The organism is Parabacteroides massiliensis, assembly GCF_900155425.1.
Lineage (GTDB): Bacteria > Bacteroidota > Bacteroidia > Bacteroidales > Tannerellaceae > Parabacteroides > Parabacteroides massiliensis.
In genome coordinates this window covers 855484-875175 of sequence record NZ_LT700191.1, presented here as the reverse complement: position 1 = coordinate 875175, position 19692 = coordinate 855484, and the positions used below count along the sequence as shown (strand labels likewise).

The following is a 19692-nucleotide window of genomic DNA, read 5'->3' as shown; positions in this document are numbered from 1 at the left end:
CGATCGTATTAGAATACTAAAGTATTGAAATAAAGTTCTTCTGCCGGTATACCCGTGATGGGCGAAAGCAGTTAAAAAACAATCCCCGGCGGTGATATCATCGTCGGGGATTCGTCTTTTTCCTATTCATGCTCGCATAGCTGTAGTTAAAGAATTGTAAAGTACCCGCTATTTCATAAATTATTTGTTCTTTTGCAGAAAAATTAGGAGGTGTATTCTCTGAATGCATCTCCTCGCTTTATTTAATAACAATAAGGTTATGTCTCAATTTCATTCTCGTCTGACTTCCATTATAAGTATCGCGTTGGTACTGTTTCTGTTGGGACTTGTATTTCTGATAGGATTGTTGGGAAATAAGCTTTCCGTATATGTGAAAGAAAACATATCGTTCTCGATCGTGCTGAAAGATAATCAGAAAGAGGCGGATATAAAGAAAATGCAAAAAACGCTGGATGCCTTGCCATATATCAAATCGACCGAATATATCTCGAAAGAACAAGCGGCAAAGGAACTCGAAGAGGAGTTGGGCGAAAATCCCGAAACGTTCTTGGGCTTTAACCCGCTACAGGCTTCGATTGAAGTAAAATTGCATTCGGAATATGCCAATGCCGACAGCCTGCAATTGATCGAAAAGAAAATAAAGAACTATACTTCCGTTTCCGATTTGCTTTACCGCAAGGACATGATGCAGATGGTGAACGACAATGTGAAACGTGTCAGCCTGATCCTGCTTACGCTTGCCGTCATACTGATGGCCATTTCGTTCGTGCTGATCGGCAACACGATTCGCCTGCTGATTTATTCCAAACGTTTCCTGATCCATACGATGAAGCTGGTGGGAGCTACGCCCGGCTTTATCAGGAGGCCGTTTGTACGGTATAATGTGGTCAGCGGTATTTTTGCTTCTATCCTTGCAATATTAATGCTGACGGGCGCGTTGTATTATTTACAGAACGAATTGTCAGGTTTCATTCAGTTGCTGGATGTTAAAGCGTTGATAATTGTTTATGCCGGTGTCTTGGTAATGGGGATCCTGCTTTCGGTTACGGCTACGGTTTTTGCGGTGAACAAGTATTTACGAATGGGTGTTGATAAACTATATTATATATAAATGTATGGCTAAGAGAGATTTTGCTTTTGGAAAAGAAAATTTTATTTTGATCGCTGTTGCTGTTGCTATCATCGCGATTGGTTTTATGTTGATGAGTGGCGGCGGTTCACAGGATCCGACGGGTTTCAATCCGGAGATTTTCAGCTCCCGCCGTATAGTTGTGGCTCCGGCCGTGACGGTGATCGGTTTCGTATTGATGATTTTCGGTATTTTGAGAAACGGCAAAAATAAGGAAGTAGCAGAATGAGTTGGTTTGAAGCTTTAGTGTTGGGGATTCTTCAGGGGCTTACGGAATACCTGCCGGTCAGCAGTAGCGGGCATTTGGCTATCGGTTCTGCTTTGTTCGGGATTCAAGGAGAAGAAAATTTGGCTTTTACGATCGTTGTCCATGTGGCGACCGTGCTTAGCACGTTGGTAATTCTATGGAAAGAGATCGAATGGATATTCCGCGGTTTGTTTAAGTTCAAGATGAACGCAGAAACCCGTTACGTGATCAATATCCTGATTTCGATGATTCCTATCGGTATTGTAGGCGTGTTCTTCAAGGATACGGTGGAAGATATTTTCGGATCGGGGCTGCTGATCGTCGGCTGCATGTTGTTGCTGACGGCTGCGTTGCTCACCTTTTCCTATTATGCCAAACCTCGCCAGAAAGAGAATATCTCGATGAAGGATGCCTTCATCATCGGTCTGGCTCAGGCATGTGCCGTGATGCCGGGACTTTCCCGTTCCGGAACAACGATTGCGACCGGTTTGTTATTAGGAAACAATAAGGCGAAACTGGCCCAGTTTTCGTTCCTGATGGTTATTCCCCCGATTTTGGGTGAAGCGTTGCTGGATGTCATGAAAGCGGTAAAAGGCGAAGCGGTAGCGGGCGATATTCCGGCACTGTCATTGGTGGTCGGTTTTATTGCTGCATTCGTAGCGGGATGTGTCGCTTGTAAATGGATGATCAATATCGTAAAGAAGGGAAAACTGATTTATTTCGCCATCTATTGTGCAATTGCGGGTTTGGTTACAATTGCCTGTACATTACTTAAATAAGAATGGATTTTATAGCAGGAGAAGTATTATATTTCAATAAGCCTTTAAAGTGGACCTCCTTTGACCTGGTGAACAAGTTTCGCTATAAGTTATCGCGGAAACTGAAGGTGAAAAAGATAAAAGTGGGACACGCCGGAACTTTGGACCCGTTGGCGACAGGGGTAATGATCGTGTGTACGGGCAAGGCCACCAAGAGGATAGACGAATTTCAATATCAGACGAAAGAGTATGTCGCTACCCTGAAGTTGGGGGAGACGACGCCTTCTTTCGATTTGGAAAAAGAGATAGACGGAGTATATCCGACAGAACATATTACCCGTGAGGAGGTAGAGAGGGTATTGCAGTCGTTCGTGGGAACGATCCAGCAGATCCCGCCGGTCTTTTCGGCTTGCAAGGTAGATGGTAAACGGGCGTATGAGTTGGCTCGTAAAGGAGAAGAGGTGGAATTGAAGTCCAAGACGCTTGTGATCGATGAAATGGAGCTGTTGGAGTGTGAGTTGCCGGTAATCAAGATACGGGTGGTTTGCAGCAAAGGTACTTATATCCGCGCCTTGGCACGCGATATCGGTGTCTCCCTTCAGTCGGGGGCTCATCTGATTGCCCTCGAAAGGACTCGTATCGGAGACGTCACGTTGGACAAATGTATGTCTCCCGAAGATATCGATGCCTTTTTAGATGAAAATATCACAGTCGGGAAGGATTGTGAGGATTGATAATGATAAGAATAAAATAAAAATAGAAATTATATATTATGAAGCTGTCGAAATTCAAATTTAACTTACCGCAGGAGTTGATTGCTCTCCATCCGGCAAAAAACAGGGACGAGTCCAGATTGATGGTTATTGATCGCAAGACCGGTGAGATCGAACATAAAGTATTCAAAGACTTGTTGAGCTATTTCGGAGAAAAGGATGTATTCATCTTCAATAATACAAAGGTTTTTCCTGCCCGTTTATACGGAAACAAAGAAAAGACAGGTGCCCGTATCGAGGTTTTTCTGTTGCGTGAACTGAATGAAGATCTTCGTCTTTGGGATGTATTGGTCGATCCTGCCCGTAAAATCCGTATCGGCAATAAACTGTATTTTGGTGAAGATGATTCGATGGTAGCTGAGGTGATCGACAACACGACATCACGCGGCCGTACCTTGCGTTTCCTTTATGACGGAAATCACGATGAATTTAAGAAAGCACTGTATGCATTGGGTGAAACCCCGCTGCCTAAATATATCGACCGTCCTGTCGAACCGGAGGACGAAGAGCGTTACCAGAATATTTTTGCGACGGAAGAAGGGGCTGTCGTGGCTCCCGCAGCAGGTCTCCATTTTAGCCGCGAGCTGATGAAACGCTTGGAGATCAAGGATTGCCAGTTCGCTTTCCTGACACTGCATTCCGGCTTGGGCAACTTCCGTGAAATAGATGTGGAAGACCTGACCAAACATAAGATGGACTCCGAACAGATGGTTGTGAACGCTGATGTGGTGAATACCGTGAATAGGGCAAAGGACAGCGGACACCAGATTTGTGCTGTCGGTACGTCCGTGATGCGTGCTATCGAGACGGCAGTCAGCACGGATGGGCATCTGAAAGAGTTTGAAGGATGGACCAACAAGTTTATCTTCCCGCCGTATGATTTCAGTGTGGCGTCCTGCATGATCACAAACTTCCATATGCCACTGTCTACCCTGTTGATGATGACGGCTTCTTTCGGCGGATATGACCTGATCATGGATGCTTATGATGTCGCATTGAAAGAGAAATATAGTTTCGGCGCTTATGGCGATGCCATGTTGATCCTGTAAAACGGATATTTATGGCAATTGCATATCTGGGCTTAGGAACCAATATCGGGAATAAGCGACGGAACATGATAACAGCCGCTGCGTTGTTGGCTGAAAGGGTGGGAGATGTTCTCGCCCTTTCCGGTTTCTACGAGACGGAACCGTGGGGCTTCGAATCGGAGAACTTTTTCTTGAATGCGGCTGTTAAATTGAAGACCTCCTTCCCTCCGTTGGAATTATTGCAGATAACCCAGCAGATTGAAAAGGAGCTGGGCCGCGCGGAAAAAAGCAACGGAGTCTATCATGACCGTATTATCGATATCGATATCCTTCTGTATGACGACGAGGTTTTGCAGATACCGGGGCTTACCTTGCCGCATCCTCTTATGCATGAACGGAAGTTCGTGATGGACCCTTTGTCCGAAATCGCTCCTTTTGTCGTGCATCCTGTGTTGAAAGAACGTATAATAGATTTAAAAGAACGATTATGAATGATAAAGAAAGAATCTTGACCGGCGGTGGCATGGTCTTTAAGAAAAAAGGAAAAGATGAAAATGCCGGAGAGAGAAAAATCAAGTTCTCGGATTTTCTGCGTGGCACGCATAAGTCCGGTGCTGCCAAGATGAGAGCCGAGTTCAAGTATAAAAAAGCCTTGCGCAACACTAAAAAGAAAAAATAATTGCCGGTTATCAATTGCCGATTGTCAATTGTTTCGTATTTTTGCATCCGAATTGATGTGGATAGATTTGTATTGCTTGCAACCACAGGAAAAAATGCTAAAAACAAGTCCTTTTTACTGCCGTCCGGCAAAGCAAATTTCCCCCGTCAATCCATTTATTTGATTTATTAACCGTCAATTGCCGATTGCCTGTTGACTTTATTGGGGTTACGCCTTTTAATTTCAATTCTCAATTGTCGATTGTCAATTCAAAAAACGATGAGTTATTTATTCACCTCCGAATCGGTGTCCGAAGGGCACCCCGATAAAGTAGCCGATCAGATATCGGATGCTTTGCTGGATGAGTTCCTGGCTTATGACAAGAACTCTAAAGTTGCTTGCGAAACCCTTGTTACAACCGGACAGGTTGTCTTGGCTGGAGAAGTAAAATCAAGTGCTTACGTGGATGTACAGGATGTAGTCCGTAACGTGATCGAGAAGATTGGCTATACGAAAAGCGAATACCAGTTTGAAGCGAAATCATGTGGCGTGTTCTCTTCTATCCATGAACAGAGCGGCGACATTAACCGTGGTGTCGAACGCGAAGATCCTTATAACCAAGGTGCGGGCGACCAGGGTATGATGTTCGGGTATGCCACCAACGAAACAGAAAACTACATGCCTCTGGCCTTGGATCTTTCACACAGCCTGTTGTGGGAGCTTGCCGAGATACGTAAAAATGAAAACGACTTGATGCCTTATCTCCGTCCGGATGCGAAGAGCCAGGTGACGATTGAATATGACGACAACGGGAAACCGCTGCGCATCGATACGATTGTTGTTTCCACACAACACGATGAATTTATCACGGCAAAAGGCATCACACAGGAAGAAGCGGATCTGGCTATGCAGAAAAAGATTGCTGAAGATGTGAAGAACATTCTGATCCCGCGTGTAAAGGCCCAGTATCCGGCTCATGTCCAGGCGTTGTTCAATGATGACATCATCTATCATGTGAACCCGACCGGAAAGTTCGTGATCGGCGGTCCTCACGGCGATACCGGTCTGACAGGCCGTAAGATCATTGTGGATACATACGGTGGCAAGGGTGCTCACGGTGGTGGTGCATTCTCCGGAAAAGACCCTTCGAAGGTTGACCGTTCTGCCGCTTATGCCGCTCGCCATATCGCGAAGAACCTGGTTGCTGCCGGTGTGGCTGATGAAATACTGGTACAGGTTTCTTATGCGATCGGTGTGGCTAAACCGATGAATATCTTCGTCAATACATTCGGCCGTGCCAATGTGAAAATGACGGATGGGGAGATAGCTGAAAAGATATGGAACCTGTTTGACATGCGTCCGAAAGCAATCGAAGAACGTCTGAAACTGCGTAACCCTATCTACTTGGAAACGGCTTCTTACGGTCATATGGGACGTAAACCGCAGGTTGTGACGAAAACATTTACCTCTCGTTACAACCCGAAACCGACCATCTGCGAAGTAGAACTGTTTACCTGGGAAAAACTGGATTACGTCGACAAGGTAAAAGAGGCATTCGGCCTTTAATATCACGATAAGTAAAAAAAGAGGGGTGTGTCAAAAAATGATATTTACGGGACACACCTCTCCTTTTGCTTAAAGGTATATCGTTTTCTTTCCAAGCCGTAAGTCCTATGTTTAAAACTCTTTCCGTATTATTGTAGATAGAAATCAAACTGTTTTTATCCCCTTATAGGTTTATTATTTGCCTCTCTTTTCTTCGGCATAGGATGTTTCAGATCATGTAATCTGGATTACTTGTCGATTTAAATTTTGTTAAATGAATAACATGAGGACATTCATTTTTCTTATTTTTACGCGCCAAAAAAGAATATGATGGATGAACGAAAATCTTTATTGTATGCTTTGATGGACGGAGATCAGCAGGCTTTCCGTTCCATTATTGATTTATACGGGAAAGATTTGTATCATCTTGCGTTAGGATATGTTCGTTTGCGAGAGGTCGCGGAAGAGATCGTGGAGGATGTCTTTATTGAAGTCTGGAACGGGAGGCATTGTTTGGATACAGTTCGTGAGTTCAAGTCTTGGTTGTTGGTTTTAGTTCGTAACAGGGCAATATCCTATTTGAGGCAGTGCAGGCACAATGATGATATTTCTATAGAAGAGATTGAAGAATTCCATTTGCCGGTTATCAAATCGCCGGATCATGATTTGATCAGTGAAGAAGAGATCTGCGCGATCAATCGGGCAATAGCTTCCTTGCCTCCCAAATGCAAGGAGGTTTTTTTATTGGCGAAAATAGAAAGAATTCCTTACAAAGAGATTGCCGGTATGCTTGGCATTTCGGTAAAAACGATTGATGTGCACATATCGAGAGCCATTGATCGGATCGCATTGATTCTGAATAAATCACGTTGATTATAATTTCTTTTTTTCTGAGAGCAAAAAAAATGCCAAAGAGTGTAAGAGATTCTTGGCTGTTTTTGCGTCTATTATTATATAAGCTATAAGATAAAGTTAAAAATGAATCTTCGGAAAGAAAATCGTTATACAGCCGAAATGGATGAGGAAATCCGGGAGAAACTGGATTTCTTTTGGGATGATTGTGAGCCGGAAATAGAGGCTGATGTGGTCGATTCGATCCGTGAAAAGGTGTTGCGTCGTATTCGTCCGTTGCAGGAAGAAGCTGTTGGTTTGCCGAAACGGAAAAGCCGGAAGTGTGTTTATCTTCTTGTGGCTTTTGTTGCAGCATCTGTAGCAGTGTTGGTCGGTTTGTGGCAGAGCTATGGCGGGAAAGTGTCTCATGCGAACATATGGAATGCTGTTGCCGAGTTGGAGTCGTTTCCGATGGAAGAGGCCAAGGATGTGACATTGGTGATATCTGATTGGGAACAATACCGTTTGGAAACAGATGAGCTGGTCGATTATACGTATGAGGATTGCATACGTATCGGTTCAGATGCGCTTACGCAGTCAGATGGAAATAAGAGGAATGTTGTCGAAAAACGGAGTGCCGAAGATTCGTATAACCAATTGATCGTCCCGAAAGGGAAACGATCGTGTCTGTTGTTGTCTGATGGAACGAAAGTGCATGTGAATTCAGGGACGAAAGTCGTTTATCCACGTATGTTCAGTGAAAAGAAACGGGAAATTTATGTGGAAGGCGAGATCTATTTGGAAGTAATGCCGGATGCTGGCCGTCCGTTTTATGTGTGTACGGATCGGTTTGACGTGAAAGTATTGGGAACCTCGTTTGATGTGTTTGCTTACAAACAAATGGCTGAAGGCCGTGTCGTGTTGCTCCAAGGAGCGGTGGAAGTCGAAGACCGCCGGGAGGGTTCGTTCCGGATGAATCCGGATGAAATGGTCGTTTTTGGGGAAGAAGGCAGTCGGAAAGAAAAAGTGAATGCAAGCGATTACAAGGCATGGGTTGACGGTGTGATGGTTTTGGACGGCTGTACTTTGAAAGAACTGGCAACTCGTTTGAGCCTTTTTTTCGGAAAGAAGGTTGTTTGCGACTTCTCTTTGGAAAATGAGCAGATATATGGGAAACTGGATCTTCGGGATAATCCGGATGAAATCATGGACTATATAAAATCAATGATACCGCTTTCTGTTTATAATGAAGGAGGAAACATTTATTTGAAACGAGAGTAAGTAACATGTTTAACTAAAAAATAATACCATGAAGAGGAGAAGTTAGAGTTTTTTTTGAAAAACCGGATGATATGGCAGTATCATCCGGCAGAGGATTTTATCCAATCAACAGTTCTTTAGTGATTAATCTAAAATCTACGTAAAATTATGAATAAGAATGGAATTCTTTACCATTGGGCGAAGAAAAAGACTTATTTGTTCTTAATTCTTAGCATTTTTTATCTATCTCAAGTTTCGTTGTTGCAAGCAGCAGAAGTGGATATGTATATGCAAGAGAAAATCTTTACTGTCAAGATGGAAAATAAAACAGTAAAGGAAATCCTCCGTAATATAGAGGAAGATAGTGAGTTTATTTTTATGTATGCGAACAACTTGCTGCATGTTTTGGAGAAGAAAGTCTCCATTCAGGTCGAGAACAATACGATTGTCGCGATCATGGAGCAGTTGTCGAAAGAGGCTGGCATTAACTTTGAAATCAAGGGGCGGCAAATTATCCTGTCTCAGAAACAAGAAAAGTTGCAACGGGAGAAAAGTATCAATGTCAACGGAACGGTTTGGGATGAGCAAGGAAATCCGCTTCCAGGTGTAAATGTGGTTGTCAAGTCTACTAATATAGGGACGACGACTGATATTGACGGTAATTATTTTTTGTCGGTACCGAGCAAGTCTTCCGTCTTGACATTCAGTTATATCGGTTTCGAACCGAAAGAGGTGACAGTCGGCGGATTGATCAATATTAATGTGAATTTGAAAGAAGTTTCAACAAGCCTGAATGAAGTGGTAGTTGTCGGTTTCGGATCGCAGAAACGTGAATCAGTCGTGGGGTCCATCACAACAATCAGCCCGGACAGACTGCAACAAAGTCCTACGCGGGCATTGAATAATAACCTCGCTGGACAATTGGCTGGTGTGATTGCCGTTCAGCGTTCCGGGGAACCAGGATCCGACGGTTCCAATTTTTGGATTCGTGGTATCTCTTCTTTTCAAAGTTCAGGACGTTCTCCGCTTGTTTTGGTGGATGGAATCGAGCGTACTTTGGACGACATGGATCCGTCGGAAATCGAATCGTTCTCTGTGTTGAAGGATGCAGCAGCCAGTGCTGTTTACGGTGTCCGTGGAGCAAATGGTGTAATATTGGTCAATACGAAACGAGGACAGATGGGGAAACCGAATGTCGATGTACACTATGAACAGGGTTTCACGCAGCCAGTCAAGTTGCCTAAGTTTATCAGTTCGGCTGACTACTTGTCCTTGTTGGATGAGTTGCAGTTGGATGCTGGGTATGCACAACCCAATTATGGTGCTGAATTGATCCAAAAATACCGGGACAATGTGGATTCTGACTTGTATCCGAATGTCAATTGGTTGGATGCTGTTACGAAGGATCATGCTTCGAACAGACGTGCTAATATCACCGTGTCGGGGGGTAGCGATATCTTGAGATATGCTTTGGTCGCTTCTTATTATGGTGAACGGGGGATATTCGAACGTGACCGTAGCCAGACTTGGGATTCGTCTACAAAGCTGAACAAGTACAACATGCGTTCGAATGTAGATGTGAATCTAACGAAGACAACTGTCGCACGTATCAGCATAGGCGGATATTTGCAAGAAACAGGTGGAATGGCGTATAGTTCGGATGATATTTTCAGTGCTGCTTTCGAAACACCGCCTTTTGTGCATCCGGCAGTTTACTCAAGTGGTGAATTCCCGCGTGTGAAACAGCGTTCTAATCCTTGGGTGATGACAACGCAACATGGTTTTTCAACCTATTCTTCTGCCAAGATAGAGTCGTTGTTTTCGCTTGAGCAAGATTTGAAGTTTTTGTTGCCTGGGTTAAAATTGAAAGGTGTATTCTCTTTCGATCGTTACATGAAATCAGGAATAGTCCGTTCCAAATCTCCTGATTACTATAATCCGGCCACAGGCCGCAAGGAAGACGGTTCGTTGGATTTGACGATTGCCGATTACGGGCAGATGTTTTTGGGAACGGAACAGAAGACCGAATGGGGGAATAAGGCTACTTATTTGGAAGGAAATTTGAGCTATTCGCGAACATTCGGAGAACATAGTGTCGAGGGAATGTTTCTTTACAATCAGCGGGATTACCAAGACGGATCAGTTGTTCCTTATCGTCGTATGGGAATTGCCGGTCGTGCTTCTTATACCTATGGCAATCGTTATATAGCTGAATTCAACTTCGGTTATAATGGATCTGAAAACTTTTCGAAAGGGAAACGCTTCGGCTTTTTCCCTTCTGGCGCTATTGGTTATTTGGTATCCGAAGAGCCTTTCATGGAACCCGTGAAGAATACCTTGTCCAAGTTGAAATTGAGAGGTTCTTGGGGACTGGTTGGAAATGATCAGTTGTCGGGACGTCGTTTTGCTTATATCACAACGATTGACGGAGGTGGAACAGAATATCGTTGGGGTGTGAACAATGATTATCACCGTTCTGGTCGTTATGAAGGAGATTTTGGTGTGAGCAATTTGACTTGGGAAACGGTTGAAAAGATCGATGCCGGTCTGGAAGTAGGCCTTTGGAACGCATTGGAGCTGCAGGTGGATTGGTTCAAGGAAAAGCGCCGGGATATTTTCATGCAGCGCAACACGATTCCTTCTGCTGCAGGTTTCAAGAAAACTCCATGGGCGAATTTCGGTAAGGTGAACAATTCGGGTGTGGACATGTCGTTGACTTATAACAAGCAGCTGAACAAGGATTGGTTTGTGGGGTTCCGGGGAACTTTCACTTATGCGAAAAATGAGATCATCGAACAGGATGAGGCTCCGGGTGTCGTCGGGACGAACCGACAAAGGACAGGACATCCTGTTGGCCAGTTGTTTGGCCTGGTCGCTGACGGGTTGTTCACGGAAGATGATTTTGTCGATGTGGAAAATGGCATACTGAAGGACGGCATACCTTCGCATACGTTTACGACTAAGGTACGTCCGGGAGATATAAAATATTTGGATGTTGACGGTGACGGCGCTATTACGACCATGGATGAGAAAGCGATCGGTGGAACTTATGATCCTCAGATCATCTACGGTTTTGGTGCGAACGCTACGTTCAGGAATGTGGATGTGAATATCTTTTTCCAAGGGAACGGTAAGACTTATCGTTTCATTGGAGGAAATAATTTCTTGCCGGGCAGTACGTTGGGCGCGATGGGTAATGTGTTGGATAATTACCAGGATCGTTGGACGCCTGAAAATCCGAGCCAAAATGTTTTCTATCCTCGTTTGAGTTATGGTGAGAATGAAAACAATAATCGGAATTCGACGTGGTGGTTACGTAATATGAGCATGTTGCGCATGAAAGATGTAGAGGTCGGATACCGTTTGCCGAAAGAATGGATTGGGAAGATCGGACTTCGTTCCGTGCGTCTTTATTTGAAAGGTTCTAACTTGTTGACTTTTTCGGGATTCAAGGTATGGGATCCAGAAGTCGATACGGGGAATGGTATGAAATACCCGATCATGAAGTCCTTGTCGTTCGGGTTGGATGTTAATTTCTAATAGATTAAGGTACAATATATGGAAACAATGAAAATTGTAAGATATATCGGAATTACAGCCTTATGTTTCGTGTTGAATGGCTGTTCTGATTTTATAGATAACGCTCCGGATGACGAATTGACGTTGGAGATGGTATTCAATGACAAGACACGTACGGAAGACTGGTTGGCCAATGTGTATAGCGGCATACCGGATCCTATTTGGGGATTTGTCCGTGATATCGGCTGGGAAACTGCTGGAGATGATATGACTCCGTCACAGCGCTGGCTGCAGTGGTGGGGAGGTACTTTGCTGAACTATAAAGTCGGGAACTGGTTTACCGATTCGGGGTGGAACGGTTCTTATTGGGTGTTGTCGCAAAATATCCGTTCGGCTTATATCTTCATTCATAATGCTCATGCCAATCCGCTGCAGAATGTGACGGAAGCCGATATCGAAATGATGAAAAATGAATGCCGTTTTTTGATCGCTTATTATTATTGGCTTATGACGGAATGTTACGGGGCTGTTCCTTATTTCGATGATTTGGTTGATGTTAACGCTCCACAGGATGAGTTGATGAAGGGACAGATGGCTTTCGACGATATGGTGGATATATTAGACAAACAGTTGTTGGATTTGTCAACCAAACTGCCGGCAGCTTGGGAGGAAGCTTTTTTCGGACGTGCCACATCAATTGCCTGTTTGGCTGTCCGTGCCCGTATGCTTTTGTTTGCTGCCAGTCCGTTAGTCAATGGCAATGATTGGTATCAAGGGTTTAAAAATTATGACGGAAAGGAACGTTTCAACAGTACCTACGATGCGACGAAATGGTCGCGTGCGGCTAAGGCTTGCAAGGAATTGATTGATGCGGCTCATGCTGCCGGTCACAAGTTATATTATGAATATAACGATGATGGTTCGATTGATCCTTTTATGTCTTGCTATAACTTGCAATTGAAGAAGACTTCCGAGGGAAATAAGGAAATCCTGTTCGCTCGTCCGGATTGTAGTTATGGAGAATTGGAAGCGCACAGCACTCCACGTGGATGTGGAGGCAATGGAGGGTTAGGAATAACTCAGTCATTGGTGGATGCCTTTTTTATGGAGAACGGTTTATCTCCCATTTTGGGGTATAATGCAGATGGAAGTCCTATTATAAATGAAACTTCGGGGTATACGGAAAAAGGTTTTTCGACGGAACCGGAAATACGAAAGACCAAATGGGATCCTTGCCGGAAATCGCCGGATGTACGGCCCGGACAGATCACGATGGCGAATACTTATAATATGTATAGCAATCGCGAACCTCGCTTTTATCTGACCGTGTTGTTTAACGGAGCTTGGTTTTGGAGTGAAAACCGTACGGTGCGTTTCATGAACAATGAATGGGATGGCGGTCCTACGCATGATGCTCCGCAGAACGGTTATTTGAACAGGAAAAAAGTATCCTTGGAGTCTATTCCGCGTGACGGGAAACGGCCGTACCGTCCCGGTATCTTGTATCGTCTTGGTGAGGCTTACCTGAACTATGCCGAAGCTCTGAATGAGTCTTCTCCTGGAGATCCCGATATCCTGAAATATTTGAATCTGATCCGCGAACGTGCCGGTGTGCCCGAATATGGGACAGGAACAGATAATAACGGGTTCCAGCGGATTCATTGTACGAATGACCAAGAAACCGTTCGTGAATTGATCCGCAAGGAACGTCGTGTCGAACTTTGTTGTGAAGGCATACGATATAGTGATATACGCCGTTGGAAGTTGGGCGAACAATTCCTGAATACAGATGAATATGGCATGAACTTCCAAGGCACTTCTTATTCGGATGATGCTTCGGATTCGCAATCTTTCTTTGTACGGTCTGTCGTTTTGAAGCGTGTTTACCAAAAGAAACAATATTGGTTCCCGATTCATCAAACTGAAATCGATAAAGATCCGACTTTGGTCCAAGCTCCTTTCTGGAATGAATAAATAACTTGTCGAGTAGCGGGAAAGCGTATCGGCAAAAGTCGTAGGGGCGAGGTGCAGAATTTCTGTAGCCTCGCTCTTAATTTTTTGTATATGGCTTGAGTTTGTTATATATTTGCAAATTCATTTATCTAAATTTAAAATTTATGCATAAAACGATTCAGTTTCTTCAGTTAGCCTTTATTCTCCTTTTGGCTACTGCTTGTACAGAGACTTCCCCGTTCAAGTACGAGTCGGTCCCGAATGATCCTCTGAAAGCCCGTATCTATACTTTGGATAACGGATTGAAGGTGTATATGACTGTGAATAAAGAGACCCCGCGTATTCAAACGTATATCGCCGTTCGCGTGGGAGGGAAAAACGATCCTGCCGAAACAACCGGCCTGGCACACTATTTCGAACATTTGATGTTTAAAGGAAGCCAGCAGTTCGGTACGCAGAATTACGAACAGGAAAAACCGATGCTCGATCAGATCGAACAGCTTTTCGAAGTGTATCGCAAGACTACCGATGAGGCAGAACGACAGGCTATTTATCATCAGATCGACAGTGTGTCTTATGAGGCATCCAAGTTGGCTATTCCAAACGAATATGACAAACTGATGTCAGCTATCGGGGCAACCGGAACAAATGCGTATACCGGTTTTGACCAGACGGTCTATGTGGAAGATATCCCTTCCAACCAGATCGACAATTGGGCCAAGATACAGGCTGACCGTTTTGAAAACAATGTAATCCGTGGTTTCCATACGGAACTTGAGACGGTATACGAAGAAAAGAATATGTCTCTTACCAGTGATGCCCGTAAAGTGTATGAAGCGGTCTTAGGTGCTCTTTTCCCCGATCATCCTTATGGGACGCAGACGGTTCTCGGAACACAGGAAAACCTGAAGAATCCGTCTATCACGAATATCAAGAACTACCATAAAACCTGGTATGTTCCTAATAATATGGCAATCTGTCTGTCCGGCGATTTTGATCCGGACCAGATGATCGAGACGATCAATAAATATTTCGGTCACTTGAAACCGAATCCCAATCTGCCGAAATTGCCGGTGACACACGAATCTCCGATTAAGGCACCGGTTGTAAAAGAAGTGTTGGGCGTCGATGCTGAAAATGTGACATTGGGTTGGCGTTTTCCGGGAGCCGCTTCTCCTGACCAGGATTTATTGAACCTGACTGGCGAAATCATCAATAACGGAAAAGCCGGTTTGTTGGATGTCGATTTGGTTCAGCAACAGAAAGTACTAAGCTGCTATGCCGGAACATACGGAATGTCGGACTACAATGCTTTTGTTATTAACGGCCGTCCGAAACAGGGACAGACGCTGGATGATGTAAAGGATCTTTTCCTGGCTGAAATAGAAAAATTGAAGAAAGGCGAATTTGACGAAGGTTTGTTGGAAGCGGCAATCAATAATTATAAATTGATGCAGATGCACCGGATCGACGACAATGATGGCCGTGCCGATATGTTTGTCTCTTCTTTCATCGACGGTGTCGATTGGAAAGATGAAGTCGCTTCGTTGGATCGCATGAGTAAAGTGACAAAACAACAGATAGTCGATTTTGCCAATAAGTATTTTGGTGATAATTATGCACTTATATACAAAAAACAGGGTAAAGACCCGAACGAAAAGAAGATTGACAAACCTAAAATCACTCCGATCGTGATGAACCGTGACAGCTCAAGTATGTTCCTGAAAGAAATACAGGCTTCAAAGGTGGCGCCGATCGAACCGGTATTCCTGGACTACGACAAGGATCTTCAGAAATTGACAGCCAAGTCCGGTATCCCTGTGTTGTATAAGGAAAATACGTCAAATGACATTTTCTCTTTGATGTATGTCTTTGATATGGGTACGAATAACGACAAGGCGATGGGTACTGCTTTCCAATATATGAAATATCTGGGAACATCTAAGAAGAGCCTGCAGGAGATCAATGAAGAGTTTTATCGGTTGGCTTGCTACTTTGATGTTGTTCCAGGTTCGGACCGTACATACGTAGTATTGGAAGGATTGAAGGAGAACATGCCGGCTGCAATGGCCTTGTTTGAGGAAATTCTTGCAGATGCACAGGTCAATAAAGAAGCATATGCTAATCTTGCCGGCGATATCCTGAAAAAACGGGTCGATGCTAAATTGAATCAGGGACAGAACTTCAACAAGCTGATCCAGTATGCTATCTGGGGACCGAAATCTCCGTCGACGAATGTTCTGACGACTGCCGAGTTGCAGCAGATGGATCCGCAGGAACTGGTGGACCGTATTCACAAGATCAATTCTTTCGATCATAAGATATTGTATTATGGCCCGGAAAAACCGCAGGCTGTTTTGGATATCATCAAACAATATCATAATGTCCCCGACCAGTTACAACCGGTTCCGGCCGCTATCGAGTTCAACCAGCAGGAAACTCCGGAAAATAAAGTTCTGCTTGCCCAGTATGATGCTAAACAGATTTATTTCTCAGCAGTCTCTAACCGGGGTGAAAAGTTCGATCCGGCTATCCAGCCTACATTGAATATGTATAACGAATATTTCGGTGGCGGCATGAACGCAATCGTATTCCAGGAAATGCGTGAATCGCGTGGTCTGGCTTATTCTGCGGGAGCTTTCCTGATCACTCCGTCCAAACTGAAATATCCGTATGTATACCGTACGTTTATTGCGACTCAGAATGATAAGATGATCGATGCGATGAAAGCATTCGATGAAATTATCAATAATATGCCCGAATCAGAAAAAGCGTTCAATTTGGCCAAAGACGCTCTTATCACCCGTTTGCGTACGGAACGTATTACCAAGTCGGACGTTCTCTGGTCTTATCTGAATGCTCAGGATTTAGGTCTGAACACGGATAGCCGTAAAGAGCTGTTCGAAAAGGCGCAGACAATGACATTGCCCGAAATCAAGGCATTCCAGGAAAAATGGGTAAAAGGACGTACCTATATCTATTGTGTATTAGGCGATGAAAAGGATCTCGATCTGAAAGGCTTGTCACAATATGGCCCGATCCAAAAACTGACACAGGAAGAGTTGTTCGGATATTAATCCGATACCTATCCATTTCCGATCCGATGCTCATGTTTTTTTATCCGATGGGCATCGGATATTTTTTATTTTGCGTTCTGTTCTTCTTCTTTCAGTTCGAATTCTTCGACTTCTTTGACTTTACGGAACAGGTCGGAAGCGAAGATAAAGTCGTTCAATGCTTTGTTTTTGGAAGTGATGACCTCTTTGTTGTTACCCTGCCACTCTTTTACGCCTTCTTTGATAAAGACAATGTTTTCACCGATATTCATGACGGAGTTCATATCATGCGTGTTGATGATAGTCGTCATTTTGTATTCGGCGGTGATATCGTGGATCAGGTCATCGATAATCAGCGAAGTTTTGGGATCCAGGCCGGAGTTTGGTTCGTCACAGAACAGGTATTTGGGGTTCAGGGCGATTGCACGGGCTATGGCGGCACGTTTCATCATACCGCCGCTGATCTCGGATGGATAGAGGTGGCCGGCTTCCGACAGGTTTACACGGTCCAGGCAGAACCGGGCGCGTTTCAGGCGGTCTTTGTAAGTGTCGTTAGAGAACATATCCAATGGGAACATGACATTTTCCAACACTGTCATACTGTCGAACAGGGCTGATCCCTGGAACAGCATACCCATTTCACGGCGCAGCATGTTCAGCTCATGCTTACCCATCGAGGTCAGGTCGCGTCCGTCGTACAGGACTTCTCCTGAGTCCGGGCGCATCAATCCGATAATATTTTTAATAAGGACTGTCTTGCCGGAACCGCTTCGCCCGATAATCAGGTTCGTTTTTCCCGTTTCGAATATTGCGCTGATATCATTCAAGACTACCCGTCCTTCAAAAGACTTTGTGATATGTTTTACTTCTACCATTTTTTATGTCAGCATTAAGTTGGTTAAGATCACGTCGGCCAGCAGAATCATGATGCTGCTCATCACGACTGCATTCGTACTGGCTTTGCCTACTTCCAAGGCTCCGCCTTTTACGTTATAGCCGAAGTAAGCGGCAATAGACGAAATGATGAATGCGTAGACTACGGACTTAATGATGGAGTACCAGATATAAAATTCGTTGAAATAGAACTGCAAACCATATTCGAAAGAAGCGGGCGTCATGCCTGTTCCCGTGGAATGGCTGGCTGCGATACCTCCCAAAATGCCGGTGAACATACTGAAGATAACCAATACGGGAATGAAAGTCATCATACCGACCATCTTCGGCAGGATCAGGAAATTGGCGGAGTTGACCCCCATGATTTCCATTGCGTCGATCTGCTCCGTCACACGCATGGTCCCGATCTCGGAGGCAATGTTACTACCGACTTTGCCTGCCAGGATCAATGACATGATGGAAGAAGAAAATTCTAGCAGGATGATTTCACGTGTCGTGTATCCGATTGTGAATTTGGGGATGAGAGGCGAACTGATGTTCAGTGAAATTTGGATGGCGATAACCGTACCGATAAAAATGGAAATGATAATGACAATCCAGAGCGAATCGACTCCTAATTTGTATATTTCCTTTATCAGTTGCTTGAAGAACATGCTCCACCGGTTGGGTACGGAGATACTTTTCCCCATCAACATGACATACTCGCCTACTTGATGTAATGCTTTATTCATCATTTATTATGTTTCTATTCAATTACAGTCTGCAAATATAACGCAAATCTGGGAACAACTGTTCATTTCCTGCTTGATACTTCTGGTCTGTATCTAAACTAAACTGGGCTGTAAGTCAATAAAGATGTATGGACGAGTTATTCGGAAACACTGCTTTTGAGTACTTTGTTTTATGGAATATAATCGATTATTCAAGATTATATTCTTACATTTGTCTTATTCTGAAAATAAGGAAACATGAGTACAGTTGCGTTGCGTAAATTACCGATAGGAATACAAAGTTTTGAAAAACTTCGTATGGAGGGTAAGTTGAATGAACAGCTGCTTTATTGGGAAAAACGATATGGGGTAGAGCCGGTCGAGACCAGTTCTTCCATTCTTTCTGTGCGGAGGAGCGAAATTTGGGAAGCTGGCTTATAGTTGGTTGACTCATATTTCGGGTAGTTATTTCTGTAAATTGAAAACAATTTGTATAGAAAGAATTAATTCCGTTTCTTTGTGGCAAAGATTTTTGGATATGGCAGACGAACAACAAATGGTGCTCCGTACGGAGGATCTCGTTAAGAAATATAAGATGCGTACCGTTGTGAATCATGTTTCGATCAATGTGAAACAGGGTGAGATCGTGGGATTGCTCGGTCCTAACGGAGCCGGGAAAACGACGACATTCTATATGACGGTAGGATTGGTGACTCCCAATGAAGGAAAGATTTTCTTGAACGATATGGAAATCACGAAGTTCCCGGTGTATAAGCGTGCTCGTAACGGTATCGGTTATTTGGCTCAGGAGGCGTCTATTTTCCGTAAAATGACGGTGGAGGATAACATTCGTTCCGTATTGGAAATGACAGAGACGACTCCCGAATACCAGAAAGAGAAGTTGGAAAGCCTGATTGCCGAGTTCGGCTTAAATAAGGTGCGGAAGAATTTAGGCGACCAGTTGTCCGGAGGTGAACGCCGGCGTGCCGAGATTGCCCGTTGTTTGGCTATCGATCCGAAATTTATCATGCTTGATGAGCCGTTTGCCGGAGTAGACCCGATTGCCGTGCAAGATATCCAAAGTATTGTCGCGAAGCTGAAACATAAGAATATCGGGATTTTGATCACGGACCACAATGTGTACGAGACTTTGAGTATTTGTGACCGCGCCTACCTGTTGTTTGAAGGAAAAGTTCTTTTCCAGGGAACAGCCGAACAGTTGGCCGAGAATGAAATTGTGCGTGAAAAATATCTGGGTAAGGATTTTGTTCTTCGCAAAAAAGACTTTTAAAGCAATACATGCGCAAGAATATGCGCGTTGGCTTCACCCT

The 19692-nt window shown here is 44.1% G+C and carries 17 protein-coding genes; 15 read left to right on the top strand and 2 right to left on the bottom strand.

Annotated elements, in window-relative coordinates:
• Positions 1 to 259 precede the first annotated feature (259 nt).
• From BQ9893_RS14695 to BQ9893_RS14635, 13 genes are all read left to right on the top strand, one after another.
• Complete coding sequence (locus BQ9893_RS14695; protein ID WP_374046575.1) at positions 260 to 1111, top strand: cell division protein FtsX; 852 nt, start codon at positions 260 to 262, stop codon at positions 1109 to 1111.
• Positions 1112 to 1115: 4 nt separating this feature from the next.
• Positions 1116 to 1358 carry a DUF3098 domain-containing protein gene (locus BQ9893_RS14690; RefSeq protein ID WP_075967394.1) on the top strand — a complete coding sequence of 81 codons (243 nt, stop codon included), beginning with the start codon at positions 1116 to 1118 and terminating at the stop codon, positions 1356 to 1358.
• Positions 1355 to 2155: an undecaprenyl-diphosphate phosphatase gene (locus BQ9893_RS14685; RefSeq protein WP_075966693.1), complete on the top strand. Its 801-nt coding sequence runs from the start codon at positions 1355 to 1357 to the stop codon at positions 2153 to 2155. The genes BQ9893_RS14690 and BQ9893_RS14685 overlap by 4 nt, the downstream gene beginning before the upstream one ends.
• Positions 2156 to 2157: 2 nt before the next feature.
• On the top strand, positions 2158 to 2868 hold the full coding sequence (gene truB, locus BQ9893_RS14680; RefSeq protein ID WP_075966692.1) for a tRNA pseudouridine(55) synthase TruB: 711 nt from the start codon (positions 2158 to 2160) through the stop codon (positions 2866 to 2868).
• A gap of 38 nt (positions 2869 to 2906) precedes the next feature.
• Complete coding sequence (gene queA / locus BQ9893_RS14675; protein ID WP_075966691.1) at positions 2907 to 3956, top strand: tRNA preQ1(34) S-adenosylmethionine ribosyltransferase-isomerase QueA; 1050 nt, start codon at positions 2907 to 2909, stop codon at positions 3954 to 3956.
• An 11-nt stretch (positions 3957 to 3967) separates the two neighbouring features.
• The gene (gene folK, locus BQ9893_RS14670; RefSeq protein ID WP_075966690.1) at positions 3968 to 4426 is read left to right on the top strand and encodes a 2-amino-4-hydroxy-6-hydroxymethyldihydropteridine diphosphokinase; all 459 of its coding nucleotides are present in this window, start codon (positions 3968 to 3970) and stop codon (positions 4424 to 4426) included.
• Positions 4423 to 4614, top strand: a complete 192-nt coding sequence (locus tag BQ9893_RS14665; RefSeq protein WP_075966689.1) for a hypothetical protein — start codon at positions 4423 to 4425, stop codon at positions 4612 to 4614. The genes folK and BQ9893_RS14665 overlap by 4 nt, the downstream gene beginning before the upstream one ends.
• A gap of 258 nt (positions 4615 to 4872) precedes the next feature.
• Complete coding sequence (gene metK / locus BQ9893_RS14660) at positions 4873 to 6159, top strand: methionine adenosyltransferase (protein WP_075966688.1); 1287 nt, start codon at positions 4873 to 4875, stop codon at positions 6157 to 6159.
• A 309-nt stretch (positions 6160 to 6468) separates the two neighbouring features.
• Positions 6469 to 7011 carry an RNA polymerase sigma factor gene (locus BQ9893_RS14655; protein ID WP_075967393.1) on the top strand — a complete coding sequence of 181 codons (543 nt, stop codon included), beginning with the start codon at positions 6469 to 6471 and terminating at the stop codon, positions 7009 to 7011.
• A gap of 105 nt (positions 7012 to 7116) precedes the next feature.
• Positions 7117 to 8250, top strand: a complete 1134-nt coding sequence (locus BQ9893_RS14650; RefSeq protein WP_075966687.1) for a FecR family protein — start codon at positions 7117 to 7119, stop codon at positions 8248 to 8250.
• A gap of 147 nt (positions 8251 to 8397) precedes the next feature.
• Positions 8398 to 11769 carry a SusC/RagA family TonB-linked outer membrane protein gene (locus tag BQ9893_RS14645; RefSeq protein ID WP_075966686.1) on the top strand — a complete coding sequence of 1124 codons (3372 nt, stop codon included), beginning with the start codon at positions 8398 to 8400 and terminating at the stop codon, positions 11767 to 11769.
• A 27-nt stretch (positions 11770 to 11796) separates the two neighbouring features.
• Positions 11797 to 13722, top strand: a complete 1926-nt coding sequence (locus tag BQ9893_RS14640) for a RagB/SusD family nutrient uptake outer membrane protein (RefSeq protein ID WP_075966685.1) — start codon at positions 11797 to 11799, stop codon at positions 13720 to 13722.
• Between the two features lie 143 nt (positions 13723 to 13865).
• Positions 13866 to 16778 (top strand): M16 family metallopeptidase, encoded by a 2913-nt coding sequence (locus BQ9893_RS14635; RefSeq protein ID WP_075966684.1) that lies wholly within the window; start codon positions 13866 to 13868, stop codon positions 16776 to 16778.
• A gap of 65 nt (positions 16779 to 16843) precedes the next feature.
• On the opposite strand, the gene BQ9893_RS14630 is transcribed toward BQ9893_RS14635, so the two are convergent.
• Both BQ9893_RS14630 and BQ9893_RS14625 read right to left on the bottom strand, forming a co-directional pair.
• On the bottom strand, positions 16844 to 17632 hold the full coding sequence (locus BQ9893_RS14630; RefSeq protein WP_075966683.1) for an ABC transporter ATP-binding protein: 789 nt from the start codon (positions 17630 to 17632) through the stop codon (positions 16844 to 16846).
• A gap of 3 nt (positions 17633 to 17635) precedes the next feature.
• On the bottom strand, positions 17636 to 18382 hold the full coding sequence (locus BQ9893_RS14625) for an MlaE family ABC transporter permease (RefSeq protein ID WP_075967392.1): 747 nt from the start codon (positions 18380 to 18382) through the stop codon (positions 17636 to 17638).
• A gap of 237 nt (positions 18383 to 18619) precedes the next feature.
• Between BQ9893_RS14625 and BQ9893_RS14620 the strand changes: the two genes are divergently transcribed.
• Complete coding sequence (locus tag BQ9893_RS14620; protein WP_075966682.1) at positions 18620 to 18802, top strand: hypothetical protein; 183 nt, start codon at positions 18620 to 18622, stop codon at positions 18800 to 18802.
• Positions 18803 to 18899: 97 nt separating this feature from the next.
• Complete coding sequence (gene lptB, locus BQ9893_RS14615) at positions 18900 to 19652, top strand: LPS export ABC transporter ATP-binding protein (protein ID WP_075967391.1); 753 nt, start codon at positions 18900 to 18902, stop codon at positions 19650 to 19652.
• The last annotated feature ends 40 nt before the right edge of the window (positions 19653 to 19692 follow it).